General features: G+C 69.1%; 14 protein-coding genes. 3 read left to right on the forward strand and 11 right to left on the reverse strand.

What is annotated here, in order from left to right; genetic code table 11:
- Positions 1 to 128 precede the first annotated feature (128 nt).
- From ACQP2T_RS14355 to ACQP2T_RS14365, 3 genes are read left to right on the forward strand one after another with little or no spacing between them, the layout of a single operon-like run.
- Positions 129 to 806, forward strand: coding sequence for a vWA domain-containing protein (locus tag ACQP2T_RS14355; RefSeq protein WP_433519773.1), 678 nt, complete (start codon positions 129 to 131; stop codon positions 804 to 806).
- Between the two features lie 23 nt (positions 807 to 829).
- Complete coding sequence (locus ACQP2T_RS14360) at positions 830 to 1759, forward strand: protein phosphatase 2C domain-containing protein (RefSeq protein ID WP_433516646.1); 930 nt, start codon at positions 830 to 832, stop codon at positions 1757 to 1759.
- Positions 1756 to 3528 (forward strand): hypothetical protein, encoded by a 1773-nt coding sequence (locus ACQP2T_RS14365; RefSeq protein ID WP_433516647.1) that lies wholly within the window; start codon positions 1756 to 1758, stop codon positions 3526 to 3528. The genes ACQP2T_RS14360 and ACQP2T_RS14365 overlap by 4 nt, the downstream gene beginning before the upstream one ends.
- Before the next feature lie 35 nt (positions 3529 to 3563).
- On the opposite strand, the gene ACQP2T_RS14370 is transcribed toward ACQP2T_RS14365, so the two are convergent.
- The 11 genes from ACQP2T_RS14370 to ACQP2T_RS14420 form a co-directional block, all read right to left on the reverse strand.
- On the reverse strand, positions 3564 to 4175 hold the full coding sequence (locus tag ACQP2T_RS14370) for a LysE family translocator (RefSeq protein ID WP_433516648.1): 612 nt from the start codon (positions 4173 to 4175) through the stop codon (positions 3564 to 3566).
- Between the two features lie 75 nt (positions 4176 to 4250).
- The gene (locus ACQP2T_RS14375) at positions 4251 to 5198 is read right to left on the reverse strand and encodes a quinone oxidoreductase family protein (RefSeq protein WP_433516649.1); all 948 of its coding nucleotides are present in this window, start codon (positions 5196 to 5198) and stop codon (positions 4251 to 4253) included.
- Between the two features lie 59 nt (positions 5199 to 5257).
- Positions 5258 to 6112 (reverse strand): Vgb family protein, encoded by an 855-nt coding sequence (locus tag ACQP2T_RS14380; protein WP_433516650.1) that lies wholly within the window; start codon positions 6110 to 6112, stop codon positions 5258 to 5260.
- 6 nt (positions 6113 to 6118) lie between these two features.
- On the reverse strand, positions 6119 to 7825 hold the full coding sequence (locus ACQP2T_RS14385; RefSeq protein WP_433516651.1) for a serine/threonine-protein kinase: 1707 nt from the start codon (positions 7823 to 7825) through the stop codon (positions 6119 to 6121).
- A gap of 11 nt (positions 7826 to 7836) precedes the next feature.
- On the reverse strand, positions 7837 to 8412 hold the full coding sequence (locus ACQP2T_RS14390; protein ID WP_433516652.1) for an RloB family protein: 576 nt from the start codon (positions 8410 to 8412) through the stop codon (positions 7837 to 7839).
- A gap of 62 nt (positions 8413 to 8474) precedes the next feature.
- Positions 8475 to 9740 carry an AAA family ATPase gene (locus ACQP2T_RS14395; RefSeq protein WP_433516653.1) on the reverse strand — a complete coding sequence of 422 codons (1266 nt, stop codon included), beginning with the start codon at positions 9738 to 9740 and terminating at the stop codon, positions 8475 to 8477.
- A 67-nt stretch (positions 9741 to 9807) separates the two neighbouring features.
- Positions 9808 to 10416 (reverse strand): HAD family hydrolase, encoded by a 609-nt coding sequence (locus tag ACQP2T_RS14400; protein WP_433516654.1) that lies wholly within the window; start codon positions 10414 to 10416, stop codon positions 9808 to 9810.
- Positions 10417 to 10516: 100 nt separating this feature from the next.
- On the reverse strand, positions 10517 to 11593 hold the full coding sequence (locus ACQP2T_RS14405) for an ABC transporter ATP-binding protein (protein ID WP_433516655.1): 1077 nt from the start codon (positions 11591 to 11593) through the stop codon (positions 10517 to 10519).
- Positions 11590 to 12441 carry an ABC transporter permease gene (locus ACQP2T_RS14410; protein ID WP_433516656.1) on the reverse strand — a complete coding sequence of 284 codons (852 nt, stop codon included), beginning with the start codon at positions 12439 to 12441 and terminating at the stop codon, positions 11590 to 11592. Before ACQP2T_RS14410 ends, ACQP2T_RS14405 begins: the two co-directional genes overlap by 4 nt.
- Positions 12429 to 13247 carry an ABC transporter permease gene (locus tag ACQP2T_RS14415; RefSeq protein WP_433516657.1) on the reverse strand — a complete coding sequence of 273 codons (819 nt, stop codon included), beginning with the start codon at positions 13245 to 13247 and terminating at the stop codon, positions 12429 to 12431. The genes ACQP2T_RS14410 and ACQP2T_RS14415 overlap by 13 nt, the downstream gene beginning before the upstream one ends.
- The gene (locus ACQP2T_RS14420; RefSeq protein ID WP_433516658.1) at positions 13244 to 14395 is read right to left on the reverse strand and encodes an ABC transporter substrate-binding protein; all 1152 of its coding nucleotides are present in this window, start codon (positions 14393 to 14395) and stop codon (positions 13244 to 13246) included. The genes ACQP2T_RS14415 and ACQP2T_RS14420 overlap by 4 nt, the downstream gene beginning before the upstream one ends.
- Positions 14396 to 14489 lie beyond the last annotated feature (94 nt).

A 14489-nucleotide genomic window follows, 5' to 3' on the forward strand; every position in this document is an offset into this window, starting at 1 on the left:
TTGGCACCCGAGAAAGCGTTATGCGGGTGAACATGCCGACAAATCCTGGCTTCGATGCCTTTGATCGACAGCACAAGGAGGCTAGGGTCTCCCGACAAGGGCATAGCCGAAGGGGCGGTGTGCGCACGATGGCCGAGACGCGGGGAGTGCTCCTGCCCGCCTACGTGGTGGCGGACGAGTCGGCATCGATGGGCCCGTACTACCAGGATCTGTCCGGAGGGCTGGCGGCGCTGTGCAACGGGTTACGCGCCGAGCCGATGATCGCCGCGAAGGTGCGGCTCGCGATCCTCGGGTTCTCCGACGACGTGCAGCTGCGGCAAGGGCTGAGCGACATGCGGATGGTCGAGAGGCTGCCGCAGCTCGCGGTCCGCGGGGCGACGAATTACGGCGCGGCCTTCGCCGACCTGTCGCAGCGCATTCCCTATGACGTGCGGATGCTCAAGAACGACGGCTACAAGGTGCACCGTCCGGTCGCGTTCTTCCTGAGCGACGGCCAGCCCACGGACGGCCGGCACTGGCACGACCCGCACCGGATTCTCGTCGACCGGAACACGCAGCCGTTCGCGCCCAACATCATCGCCTGCGGGATCGGGTCGGCGCGGGCCGACACGATGCTGCAGGTGGCGACCCGCCAGGAGTTCGCCTTCGTCGCGCTGCCCAGCGCCAACATCGGCCAGGCCATCGCGGAGTTCTTCCACGCGTTGACGGCGAGCCTGGTCGCGTCCGGCCGGGCCATGGCCGACGGCAACCCAACGCTCGTGGTGAACCGGCCGGAGCAGTTCCGGCTGGCCATCGACGAGGTCTGACGCCGACGCGAGCTCAGGAGGTCGTGTACGTGCAACGGCAGGCCGACCACATCCAGCCGTGGCGACGAGTCGTCATCGACATCCCCGGCCCGGAGTTCGAGCCGGCGCCCCCGCGCCTGGTGGGCGGCACATGCCCCGACTCCGAATGTGACGGATGGTCCACCGCCGAGCTGACGCTTCGATGGGCTTCGGTGCGGGGCGAACGGCACCGCTACTACCGTCAGCCCCGGCAGGACGCCACCTTCGCCGTGCTCCACGAGGGCACGGGCACCGTGGTGTTCGCTGTGGCCGACGGGCTGTCCAGCGCCACCGCGGCGACGGTCGGAGCGGCCGAGGCCTGCCGATCGGCGGTCTGGGCCATCCTCGCGCAGCTCGACGAGGGCCGTCCTGGCCCCGATTTTTCGGCACTAGATTTTCCGGCACTAGATTTTTCGGCAGTCGTCTCGTACGTGGTGGAGACGCTGAACCGGCAGGCGGCGGCGCTGCTGCGACAGGAGGATCCGGACCTGGCGCAGGTGGAGGAGCTGCTCGCCACCACTCTCGTGGCGGGCACGGCTCGCCCTGGCGCGGAAGGCATCGAGCTGTCCCTGTTCCGCGTCGGCGACTCGGGCGCCTGGGTGCTCGAGCTGGTCCGGCCGCGGTTCCATCCCCTGTTCGCGCTGAAGACCGAGGGAGAGGTGGTCGCCGGCTCGGTCTTCGCCCTCCCCAGGGTGCCGAGGCAGCTGGAGCAGTGGTCCGGGAAGCTGGTGCCCGGCCAGGCCCTGCTGGTGGGGACCGACGGGTTCGGCGATCCGCTCGGCGACGGCGGGGGCCAGGTCGGCGCGTTGTTCGCCGAGCACCTGACCGTGCCGCCGTCCCCCATGTGGCTGGCCCATCTGCTCGACTTCTCCCGGGAGACGTTCGACGACGACCGGACCCTGCTCGCCCTCTGGCCGCGGAGCGAGGGCCGATGAGCCGTACGGACCGCGCCGCCCTCAATCTTGGACGACGCCTCGGCCAAGGCGGCCAAGGGACGGTCCACGAGGTGCTCGACCGCAAGATCAACCGCCAGTGGGACGTCGCCTACAAGGAGTACGATCCGGACGTTCTGCGCCGGCTCGACATCACGGCCCTCACCGCGATGACGGACCTGATCGACGGGCTTCAGGGATGGGACGCCGCGTGGTTGTGCGACAAGACGGCCTGGCCCGCCGGGCTCGTGGAGGCGGACGGCGCCGTCACCGGATTTCTGATGCGGTCCGTGCCCCACAGGTTCTCCTTCGACCTGCGGACGCTGTCGGGCACCGTACGGAAACTGACGACGATGGAGTTCCTGCTCAACGATGACGCGTACGTCGGCCAGATCGGCCTGCGGGTCAGCGAACGCGACCGCCTGCTGCTGCTGGCCGACCTGGCCGACACGCTCGCCCGGCTGCACTCGATGGACATCGTCGTGGGCGACCTGTCCCCCAAGAACCTGCTGTTCTCCACCGAGGGGTCGCCGGAGTGCTTCCTCATCGACTGCGACGCGATGCGGCTGGGCGGGGCGGAGGCACTACCTCAGGTGGAGACGCCTGACTGGCAGATCCCCGCCGACGAGCAGACGGGCACGCCGCAGAGCGACGTCTACAAGTTCGCGCTGCTCACCGTCCGCGTCTTCGCCCGCGACCAGGCCTCCACGGACCTCGGCCGGCTGGCCGCGGTCAGCCCCGCGCTGGCCGACCTCGCGGCGGCGGGGCTCCACCAACCCCCGTCCGAGCGGCCGGCTCTCGCGCAGTGGGGCACGCTGCTGAGGCAGACCGCGCTGTCGGCCTCAACCGCACCCACCGATGTGGCACCGCCGCCGCCACCTCCTCCCGGCCCCCCTGGTGCGCCCGGCCCCTTCCCCCAGATCCCGCCGCGGCCCAGCGGCAGCCCCGTCTCGGCCAAGGTGCTCGGCCTCGTCGTCGGTGCGGGAGTGCTCGTCCTGGTGCTGGTCTTGGTGGTCGTGAACGCCGCCCTCAAGGGCCTGACCTCGAACACGCCATCCTCCGGCGCCTCGTTAACCCTCGCCGAGCCCTCCTACACCTCCTCCCCCTCCCCGGTCTCTCCCTATCCGGTCTCTCCCTATCCGGTCTCCTCCTCCCCGACGCCTTCAGAGTCTCCGACAGAGAAACCGACAGAAGAGCCCACCGAAGAGCCGTTCAGCACCGCTGACCTCGACAGGGCGAGCACCGACTCGACCCCGCTGACGGCGACGGCTCTGCTCCCGGAGTCCTTCACCTCCGCCAAGGGCGTGCGCTACAACCTCAAGGCGAGCGGGGTGAACAAGTGCCCGGGTTCGTACCACAACAGCAATGTCCGCAGTGCTCTGCGTAAAGCGCACTGCACCAAGATGGTCACAGGTGCCTACGTCAACCCGCACGCGTCGGCGAACCGGCGGATCATGGTGTCCATCTGGGTCGTTCCGCTGAAGAACGCGGACAGGGCCGAGACCGCGTACTCCAGGCTCGACACCGCTTACGCGGCGGACGACTGGGGCGTCGTGTGTCCCAGAAAGGGCCCCGGGGCCGGGCTCTGCGACTCGGGCACCTGGAACCGCGCGCAGACGTGGGGGTGGGTCGGGTCCACCCACCGATACTTGCTGCACACCATGGCCATCTACACGAACCGCGCCTCCTCCACCAGCGTGCGGCCGTGGCTCAAGGATGCCTCCAAGGCGGCGTTCAAGGCGGTCGGGCCCATGGTCTATCACGACAACTGACGGCCGGGCAGGCGAGGCGGCGGATCGCTCGATGCCTAGTTGTCCAGAGCCAGACGGAGGCCGAAGGCGACGATCACGATGCCCGTCACGCGGTCCAGCAGCCGTTTGACGGCCGGAGTACGCAGCGCGCCGCTCATGAGGGCCGCGAAGCCCACCAGCACGGTGCTCCACACAAGGCCCTCGGCCACGTGCACCCCGGCCAGGAGCAAACCCATGGCGGCGTGCGGGGCGTCCGCCGGGATGAACTGCGGCAGCATCGCCACGTAGAAGGCGCCCACCTTGGGGTTCAGCAGGTTGGTGAGCAGGCCGCGCCGGAAGCCGGTGCGGAAGCCGGTCTCCGGCGAGCCCTCCTGCGCGCTCGCCTTGGTCACGAGCATGCGGATACCCATCCACACCAGGTACGCGGCGCCCACCCAGCGCAGGACGTCATAGGCCAGTTGGGAGGCGGCCAAGAGCGTGGACAGGCCCACCGCGGTCAGCAGGCCCCAGGAGAGGGTGCCCAGCTGGATGCCCAGCACGACGCCCCAGGCCGGGCGCCTGCCGGACAGCAGTGACGTACGCAGGATGAGCGCCGTGTCGAGGCCCGGCGTGATGGTAAGGAGGGCGACCACTGCGGCAAATGACCAGATGGAGGGGGCGATGTCCATGTTCGGCAGCGTAGTTCACGCCCCTCGTACGGCGGGAGGCGGCCATGCGCGCGCCACCTCCCGACGCCTCAGGGCTCAGGGGATCAGAAGCAGCTTGCCCGTCGTACGGCGGGCGGCGAGGTCCTCGTGCGCACGCCCCGCCTCGGACAGCGGATAGCGCTGCGAGATGTTGATCTTCAGCTGCCCGTCGGCGATCCACCCGAACAGGTCGGAGGCGCGCCACAGCAGCTCCTCCCGCTCGGCGATGTAGTTGACCAGCGTCGGCCTGGTCAGGAAGAGCGAGCCCTCCTTGTTGAGCCGCTGCGGATCGACCGGCGGCACGGGCCCGCTGGCCGCCCCGTACAGCGCCATGAGCCCGCGTGGCCGCAGCGCCGCCAGCCCGCCGTCGAACGTGGCCGCCCCGACGCCGTCGTAGACCACGTCCACCTGATTGCGCAGCACGTCGACGAAGTCGTCGTAGCGCAGCACCTCGTCGGCCCCGGCCGCGCGGGCCACCTTCTCCTTCTCCTCGCTGGAGACGGTGGTGTGCACGGTCGCGCCCCTGAGCTTGGCGAGCTGGATGAGCAGCTGGCCCATGCCGCCGGCGCCCGCGTGCACGAGGACGCTGTCGCCCGGCTGCACCTCGTACGTGGAGTGCGTGAGGTAGTGGGCCGTCATGCCCTGCAGCATCGCCGCGGCGGCCACCTCGGCCGGGACGCCGGCGGGCACGGGCACCACCCGGTCGGCCGGGACCACGGCCTTCTCGGTGTAACTGCCGAGCACGCTGGCCCAGGCCACGGTGTCGCCGACGGACACGTCCGACACATCGGGGCCTACGGCGGAGACGACACCCGCCCCCTCCGACCCGATCGGGCTGGGCAGATTGAGCGGGTACGCCCCGGAGCGGTGGTAGATGTCGATGAAGTTGACGCCGCTGGCCGCGACATCGACCACGATCTCCCCGTCACCTGGAACCGGGTCGGGACGCTCTACGTACTCGAGGACCTCTGGGCCGCCCTGGGCGGTGATGACTATGGCACGCATGTCCTAGTCAACCCCTCTCCGCCACCCTCGATTCCACCTTTCCGGCAATCTTGAGTGGTTCACCCGATCCTGGCCAGGGCGCCCGCCTCCAGCGCGACCCAGATCGCGCCGTCGGGGCCCACCGTGAGCCCGTGCGGCTCGGCCTGGACGCCGCGCGCGGGCAGCTCGTACTCCTTGAGGTCGCCCTCGGTCGTGATGCGGCCCACGCGGTCGGCGGCCCATTCGGTGAACCAGAGGGCGCCGTCCGCCCCGGCGATGATGGCGTGCGGCCGGCAGGCGCGATCCGGCAACGGATATTCAGTAATTTTTCCGGAAAGGTCCACGCGGCCGATCTGGCCCGCGCCGATCTCCACGAACCACAACGCCCCATCGGGACCCGCGGTGATGCCCACCGGCGCGGCCCCCTCCGTCGGCAGCTCGTGGATCGTCACCGCGCCCGACAGCGCGATGCGGCCGATGGCGTTGCCCTGATTGAGGGCGAACCAGAGGGCGTCGTCCGGCCCGGCGGTGATGGCCGCGGGCATGCCGCCCATCACCGGGATCTCGAACTCGGTCCGCGTCCCGTCCGCCGCGATCCGCCCGATCTTGTCGGCCCGCATCCGCGTGAACCACATGGCTCCGTCCGGCCCGGCGGCGATCCCGTAGGCGCCCTCCGCCTCGAACGACGTCACCTGACCCGACCCGGTGATCCGCCCCACCCGGCCGCCCTGGAACTCGGTGAACCACATCGCTCCGTCGGCTCCCGGCACGATGACCGTCGGCCCGCCGTCCGCCGGGTCGAGCTGGTGGATCACGGGTTCCGCACCCGGCACCAGCCTGCCGACCCGGCCCTGGTGCACGAGTGTGAACCAGAGCGCGCCGTCAGGGCCGGTGGCGATGCCGTACGGGGCGCCGTCAGAGATCTCGATCAGCATGTGTGGTCAGGGTTCCTTTCTCCCACGTAGCTCGAAGTCGTCGAAGGTGGTCTTGAGCACCGATGTCGCGTCCTTGGACGTGCGCGCGAACAGGCCCACATAGCCGTTGCCGATGCCGTTGGGGTCGTCGACCTGGTGGACTTTCTCGCCGTTCACCCACATGGTCAAACGCACGGCGCCGCCGTCCTGCTCGCAGGAGGCCTCGATCCTGGCCTTCCTGTCCTTCTGCAGGCCGTCCACCTGGACCGGCTGGGCCAGCGTGCCGCCCGAGCCGTCGGAGATGCGCCGGATGCGAGCCATGCCGGAGGTGTTCAGGGCGAACTCGTAGTAGGTGCCGTCGGCGCTGTTGTGGCAGAAGACGCCGTACTCGCCGGTGCCCACGGACCGCTTCACCTGGGCCGTCACGCCGACCACCACCGTGTGGGGCAGCATCGGCGTGGGCGTGGCCGACGGGCTGGGCGCCGGGGTGGGCGTGGCGATCAGGAACGGCGCCGGGGCCTTCACCAGGTGCTCTTCGTCGTCGTCGGCCACGTCGAGCCCGTACATGCCGTCGGTGCGGTAGCCGTAGCTGTACTCGTCGGTCGGATCGTAGGTGCCGTCCCAGCCGCCACCGGTCTGCGTGAAGTCCTCCCGGTACAGGACGGGGAGCTGCGGCGGCCCACTGTCGCGGAGCGTCGCCCAGGCCGTGACACCCCCGGCGACCAGCACCGCCACGGCCGCGGCGATCCCTCCGGCCACGACCCGGCCGCTCCGGCGCTTTCCGACCGGCCGCTCCTGCTCCGCGGTGAACGCCGTGGTCCCGTGCTGCCAGGCCACCTGAGCGGTTTGGGCGGCCAGCTCAGGACGTACTCCCTGGACGGCCTGCTCAGGATGTCCCGCCTGGACGGCCTGGACGGTTTGGATGGCTTGCTCTGGCGCGACCGAACGCCCCACAAGATGGTCGAGCAACTGCTGCGCGGTCGGCCGCGCGGCCGGATCCTTGCGCAGCGCCGCCCTGACCAGCTCCCGCAGCCCCGGCTCGACCGCGTCGAGCACCGGCTCGGTGTTGAGCACCTGGTAGACGGTCGCGGGCAGCGTGTCGCCGCCGAACGCCGACTTCCCGCTCGCCGCGTACACGATCAGCGAGCCCCACGAGAACACGTCGCACGCGGGCGAGACCGGCTCACCACGCAGCACCTCGGGCGCCATGTACCGGGGCGTGCCGATGAGCTCGCCGGTCCCGGTGACCCCGCCCAGCGTGTCGAGCGCCCGCGCGATGCCGAAGTCGATCACCCGCGGTCCGACGGGGGACAGCAGCACGTTCGACGGCTTGAGATCGCGATGCACGACCCCCGCCCCGTGGATCGCGGTGAGCGCGGTGGCCACGCTGACCGCCAGCGCGTCGAGACTGGACCCCTTGAGCGGCCCCGACTGCCGGACGGCCTCCTCCAGATTGGGCCCCGGCACGTACTCGGTGACGACGTAGAGCTGATCACCGTCGAGCGCCGCCTCGAGCACCGCGGCCGTACAGAACCTGCGCACCCGCTGCGCGGCGTCGGCCTCCCGCCGGAACCGCATCCGGAACTGCTCGTGCTGGCTGAGCTCCGGGTTGATCACCTTGATGGCGACCCGCTGCCCAGCGGGGTCCTCGGCCAGGTGGACAGTACCCATCCCGCCTCGGCCCAGCACGCTCAGCAACCTGTAGCGCCCGATCTGGGGGGATTCACCGCTCACGGCGGGCTAGCTTACCGACTTCTACCTGATTGGCGGATGACCTCGACTATCAGCCAGGCATTGGTGGACGGGTTACGTCCTTTGCGGTTGGGCGTGCAGTGATCTGGATCAGCGCGCTGGGCGCGATCACGCGCGACCTCATGGTTCGCGAACGGGAATGCGCGGCCGAGATGTTTGTCATAGTCCTTGATGTGTTTCCTGAGCTTCCGCTTGATCGAGTCGGGGCCGCAGGCGGCGGCGCACTCCTCGAAGTGATAAAGGACCCACAGCTCGAAGCACGGGAGGGAGATCGCCAGGTTGATCCCTCCTTGGCGCGCCGCGATCAGAGCCTGGTCGAGCGTCTTGTGGTCGTCGACGTCCACGACGCACCAGACTTCGTCGTAGGCGATGTTGGCATCCCGCTGGGCGCGGGCTTCCTTCTCCTTCTTGTCGCGTTCGCGGATCGTGTGGTCAACAAGAGAGCCTGGGTCACGACCCAGCCCGATCACCTTGCAGCTGCGGATGTCGACGGGGAGGGAACGGAAGTAGTCGCGGATCCCTTCGAAGTACTCGACCTCGGTGACCTGGCCCTCGCAGACGACGAGCACCCGTTTTTTCGGTGATCGTCGGTCGGTGGGGCGGTCAAGGCGCGGGGGGCTACGCCTGGGACTCATAGCGTCTCGTCTGGTCCCTTCGTGAAGATCTCCCGGATGCTGTCGAAGTTGATGTAGGGCACGGCTCCGTAGCGGCCCTGCAAATAACCCCGCTCGATGTTCTCGTCGCGCCGAGGGTGGAATTCCGCTAGAGAGTAGAGGCTGGTCGCGCCAGAGGAGTCCTTCTCGGTGAACCAGACCTCGTCTCTGTCGATGACCTCTTCTTCCAGCATCGAGCCGAGGAGCGTGGTGTCATGCGAGGCGAAGACAAGTTGCGCCCCCATCCTGTTGATCACCGGATCTTTGAAAATGCGGATGAGCGTGGAACTCAGTAGCGGGTGGAGGTGAGAGTCGATCTCATCCGCCACCAGCGTCCCGCCCGAAATGATTGCTCCGACAGAATGCCCGAGAAGCGATAGCCAGACCCGGGTGCCGGCGCTCTCTTCGCTCAGTTCCAGCACGGCCCCAGATGTCCGGCGGAGTCGGATGTCCGTCCGCGAACTGCTGGCGACCACTCTCTGCCCGATGTCGGCGGGTCGGCTGGCGATCTCGTCTCGCACCGGATCTTCGGGAGCATTGATGATCTCGGCTGTTTCGACTCCGAGGTCCGCGATCCTCACCAGGCGGTTGATGAGGAACGCCACAGAATCATTGTTCAGCAGCTTTTTGACCAAAAAGAGCCGTGATCTTTCATCGCGATCGCCGTGCTGCGCGAAAAAGATGTCCCCTCTGATGCGGTCGTACAGGGTGGTCAGAAGTGGGTGGTTGTTGGCCGCCGCGGTGGAGAGGTAGAGAGAGTTCGGGCGGGTCAGCTTCAGAATCCTCTGGGTCTCACCAATAAGGCTACGGCCGAACGTGACGCTCGTCGGGCCGGTGCGGTCGAACAGCTTCTTCGTCCTCCCCTTGGGAAAGGTGTTCAGCCATTCGCCAAGAATCTGCCTGTCGTCGACCTCGAAGCCGTATGAGTATCGGATTCCCTCGTGTAGAAAGTCCAGCTCGTAGAAGGAGGGGGGGCTTGACTCCCCGCTGGGGAGCCTGAAGGGATCGCGAGGCACACCCTTGGACGGGCCCCACAGTTGGTGGGAGTCGGAGATGGCGAACTGCATCCACTTCAAGGCGGACAGGACGTTCGATTTTCCTGAGGCGTTCGCCCCATAGATCCCCGCCACCCGGACGGTCGACAACTCCTTTGGTCGCTCACCACGACGTGGCACCGAGACGAGGGACAGCGTCTGCTCGTCACGGATGGACCGATGATTGGCGACCCTGAACCGCAGCAGCATGGCGCCCCCTACCTGAATCTGCTCCAAGCTTACACTTTCAATCCAGGCTGGGAAGGACACCGTCGTATCATGGCTTGAAATCGCACAGCGAGCGCAGATCCGGAAGGCCACGCCGAGAGTCGACTGTCATGACGCGGCAACCGGCGGCCGTGGCGGCGGCGATGCCGGGCGGGCTGTCCTCGATCGCGACGCAGCGCCGAGGCTCCACGCCGAGCCGCCTGGCCGCCTCCAGGTACGGGTCCGGGTGGGGTTTGCCGCGTGGCGTGTCCTCGAAGGCCATCACCAGGTCGAAAGGGTGGTCGAGGCGGGGGAGGACGAGGTCGACGATGCTTCGTGGAGAGGCGCTGACCAGGGCGGTGGGGATGGCCTGCGCGTGGAGTTCGGCGAGCAGGGCCAAGGCGCCGGGGATCACCGTCACGCCGCCGCCGACGCGTATGGCGAAGGCGTCGATGAGGCGCTGGGTGATCTCCGGCGGGTCGGGACGCGAGGTGGCGGTCGTGAGCAGGTGAGCCGCCACGTCCTCGGCGGTGCGTCCCAGGACCTGGGGAGTGTCGGCGGGGCCCAGTTCGACGCCGAGAGTCCGTGCCACCGCGGCCGTGGCCTGCCACCAGAGTCCCTCGGTGTCCACCAGCGTGCCGTCCATGTCGAACAGGACGGCCTGCAGTCCCGCTGACACCGATGCCGCTCCCGACACCGATGCCGCTCCCGACACCGATGCCGCTCCCGACACCGATGCCGCTCCCGGCAACGGTGCCGCCCCCGACGACGGTGACGGCTCAGACGGCATCGGCCGGTTCCGAGGCGGGGGAGGGGACCGTGACCGTTCTCTCGGCCACCAGTACGGGGCGCTCCACCAGGCGGACCGTCACCCGGGTGCCGGGTGCCAGGCTCAGCGCCTCGTGACCCGGTACGTCGGCCAGCACCTCACCCCCCGACAGCGCCACCCGGAGCCGGACCGAGGCGCCGCGGAAGGAGGCGGCGAGCACCTCCGCCGTGCCCTCCGGAGCGGGGGTCACCTGGACGGCCTCGGGGCGGATCAGGACGTCCACCTCCAGGGTGCCGGGAGGCTCGCCGTCCACCGGCAGCAGTTGGCCCAGCACCGTCACCTGGTCGCCCGAGACGTGTCCGGCCAGGTGGTTCATGGTGCCGACGAACTCGGCCACGAACGGGGTGGCCGGGCGGTCGTAGACCTCGGCGGGCGGCCCGCACTGTTCCAGACGGCCGTTGCGCAGGACCGCGACCCGGTCGGCGATCGACAGCGCCTCCTCCTGGTCGTGGGTGACGAAGATGGTGGTGATGCCGAGGTCGAGCTGGAGGCGGCGGATCTCCTCGCGCAGCGAGACCCGTACCTTGGCGTCGAGTGCCGACAGCGGCTCGTCGAGCAGCAGCACCCGCGGCTCCAGCGCCAGCGCGCGGGCCAGGGCGACGCGCTGCTGCTGGCCGCCGGAGAGCTGGTGCGGGAAGCGGTCGGCGTGGGAGGGGAGGCCGACGAGTTCGAGGAGTTCGTCCGCCTTGGCGCGCCTGGTGGCCACGGGCACCTTGCGTACGCGCAGGCCGAAGGCGACGTTGTCGCGGGCGTTGAGGTTGGGGAAGAGCGAGTAGGACTGGAAGACCATGCCCGCGTCGCGCTTGTTGGCGGGCACATCGGTGATGTCCTTGCCGTCGACGAGCACGGCGCCGGAGTCGGGCCGTTCGAACCCGGCCACGCACCGCAGCGCCGTGGTCTTGCCGCAGCCGGAGGGCCCCAGCAGCGCGACGAACTCGCCCGGCGCGATCGTCAGGTCGAAGCCGTCCAGCGCCACCGTCTTGCCGAACACCCGCCGCAGCCCCCGGAACTCCACCTGAGCCGTCATTTCCGCTCCTTTCCGGAGAACGCGGTGGACACCGCGAGCAGTAGCAGCCAGATGAGCAGCAGGCTGAGGATGGACACCGCGACCGACACCTGGCCCTTCGACCCGGAGATCGTCACGATCCACACCGCGAACGGCTGGTAGCCCAGCAGCCTGGCCACGGTGAACTCGCCCAGCACCAGGGCGAGCGTCAGGAACGACGCGCTGGCCAGGGCCGAGCGCAGGTTCGGGATGATCACCCGGAACAGCACGTGCGGCCATGACGCGCCCAGGTTGCGGGCCGCCTCGACGAGCGTGCGCACGTCCATGGTGCGCAGCCCGGCGTCGAGCGAGCGGTAGACGAAGGGCAGCACGAGCACCACGTACGCGAGCACGAGCACGACGGGGAACGCCGGGTTCTGCACCGCGATCAGCGTGGCCCAGAACGGTGTCGGCGCGAGCACGTCCGTGCCGGTGCGCAGCGACGTGGTGAGCCCGGCCACGAACGTGATCGGCGGCACCACCAGCGGCAGCGTGCAGAGCACCTCCATCACGGGACGCAGCCGCGGCGCGCTGAGCCGTACGGCCAGCATCGCCGGCAGGGTGAGCAGCAGGGCCAGCACGATCGTCGCGACGGCCAGCGACATGGACAGCAGCAGCGACGACCCGAAGCCCTCGGCCGTCAGCAGCTCCCCGTAGGCCGCGAACGACACCCCGGCCGTGGGCGTGTAGATCGTGTACCAGAGGGAGGCCCCGAGCGGAATCAGGAAGTACGCGGCGGACAGCAGGAACACCACCCCGCGCCACAACCTGGGCCGCGACGGCGCGCGCGGCGGAGCGGTCACCGGCTCCAGCCCGGTCAGCGCAGCCATCGGGTGCTCCTCTTCTGCAGCGGCAGGTAGATCGCCATGACCAGCCCGGCCACCACGATCATGTCGAGGCTGAGCGCGAGCGCGATGTTCTCGTAGCCGATCAGCACGTCACCCGTGAGCGCGCTGGCGATCTTCAGGGTCACCAGCGGCACCACGGTCCCGACCATGGCGTTGGCCGTGGCGAAGGCCGCGAACGCGCTGCCGAACAGCAGCACCACCCCGCCGAGCATGGCCGGGGTGAGCACCGGCAGCCCGACGAAGCGCCAGAACTGCCAGGCCGTCGCGCCGTTGTTGGCCGCCGCCTCCCGCCACTGCGGCCGCAGCCCGTCCAGCGCGGGCGCCATGACCAGCACCATCAGCGGGATCGCGAAGTACAGGTAGACGATCACCAGCCCCCAGAAGGTGTACAGCGCGCCGGACGGCAGTCCGAGCAGCCCGCTGATCACGCCGGAGTTGCCCAGCGTGGCGATCCAGAAGAAGGCCAGCGGCACGCCGCCGAAGTTGGCCAGCACGCCGGAGGCCGTCAGCACCGCCTCACGCAGCAGGGCGAACCGGGAGGTCACCACGGCCTGGGCGAGGAACGTGCCGAGCACCGCCCCGAGCAGCGCCACCACGGCCGAGAGCTGGACGCTGCCGGCCATCGCGGTCAGGTAGCCGCCCTGGAGGCTCTGGCCGATGTTGGCCAGGCTCGGCCGGCCGTTCGCGGTGAACGCCCCCGCCACCAGCGCGATGGCGGGGATGCCGAAGACCAGCGCGAAGAAGACCAGCAGGGGCAGCGCGCCGAGCCACCCCTTGGCGCGGGTCATCCCGAGACAGCGGCGTCCCAGCCGCTCGCCAGTTTGGCCTTGGCCGCGTCCACCTGCTCGGGGGTGGGGAACGTGGGCGTGCCCTCGACCTTGGGCAGCGCGTCGGCGGCGGTCTTGTCGACCGAGCCGTCGGTGGTCATGGACGGCAGGAGCACCGGCCTGGCGAAGCCCTTGAGGTAGAGGTTCTGGCCCTCGGCGCTGTAGAGGTATTCCTGCCAGAGGCGGGCGGCGGCCGGGTGGGGCGCGTCCTTGTTGACGGCCTGGGCGTACATCTGGAAGTACTTGCCGTCCGAGGGGACGTTCACCTTCCAGTCGAGGCCCTTGGCGGACATCTCGGGCGCGTAGGCGGCGTTGTTGTAGTCCCAGTCGATGCTGATCTGGGTCTCGCCCTTCTCGATCGTCGCCGGGGTGGTCTCGACCGGGTTGTAGTTGCCGGCCGCCTTCAGCTTCTTGAAGAACTCCAGGCCCGGCTGGATGTCGTCGAACGAGCCGCCGTTGGCGATCGACGCGGCGTAGACGCCGGCGAAGGCCGAGCCGGACTTGGTCGGGTTGCCGTTCATCGCGACCTTGCCCTTGTACTCGGGCTTGAGCAGATCGGCGAAGCTCGTCGGGCAGGCGCTGATCTTCTTGGCGTCGCAGCCGATCGACACGTAGCCGCCGTAGTCGTTGGTCCAGAGCCCGGTCGGCTCCTTCTGCCCCTCGGGGATCTTGCCGAACGCCTGCACCTTGTAGGGCGCGAACAGGCCCTCCTTGGCGCCGCTGATCGCGAACGACTGGCCGAGGTCGAGCACGTCGGGCGCGCGGTCCTGGCCCTTGCGGGTCTTCACCGCGGTGATCTCGTCGGCGCTGGCCGCGTCGGGGTCCTCGCTCTCGATCTTGATCCCGTACTTGGCGGTGAACCCCTTGATGATCTCGCCGTAGTTGGCCCAGTCGGGCGGCAGCGCGATGACGTGGAGGTTGCCCTCCTTCTTCGCCGCCTCGACGAGTTTGTCCAGGCCACCGAAATCTGCGGCGGAGGTGGCGGTCTTCGCGTTCACCCCGCCCTCTGACGCCTTGGTCTCCTGTGTGCCAGGGGCGGCGCCACACGCCGCCGTGGCTACGGTAAGGGCTGCGATGACGCCTGCCGCACGGGTACGAGGTGTGAACACGTTGGCTCCACTCTCCGGGGGGTGTGGAAAGAAGCTAGAGGAACTTGTACAAACAAGCCAGCACAAGTAAGTCCCATGAAGATTGCTCTTTCAT

This window comes from Nonomuraea sp. CA-143628 (genome assembly GCF_050942315.1).
GTDB lineage: Bacteria > Actinomycetota > Actinomycetes > Streptosporangiales > Streptosporangiaceae > Nonomuraea.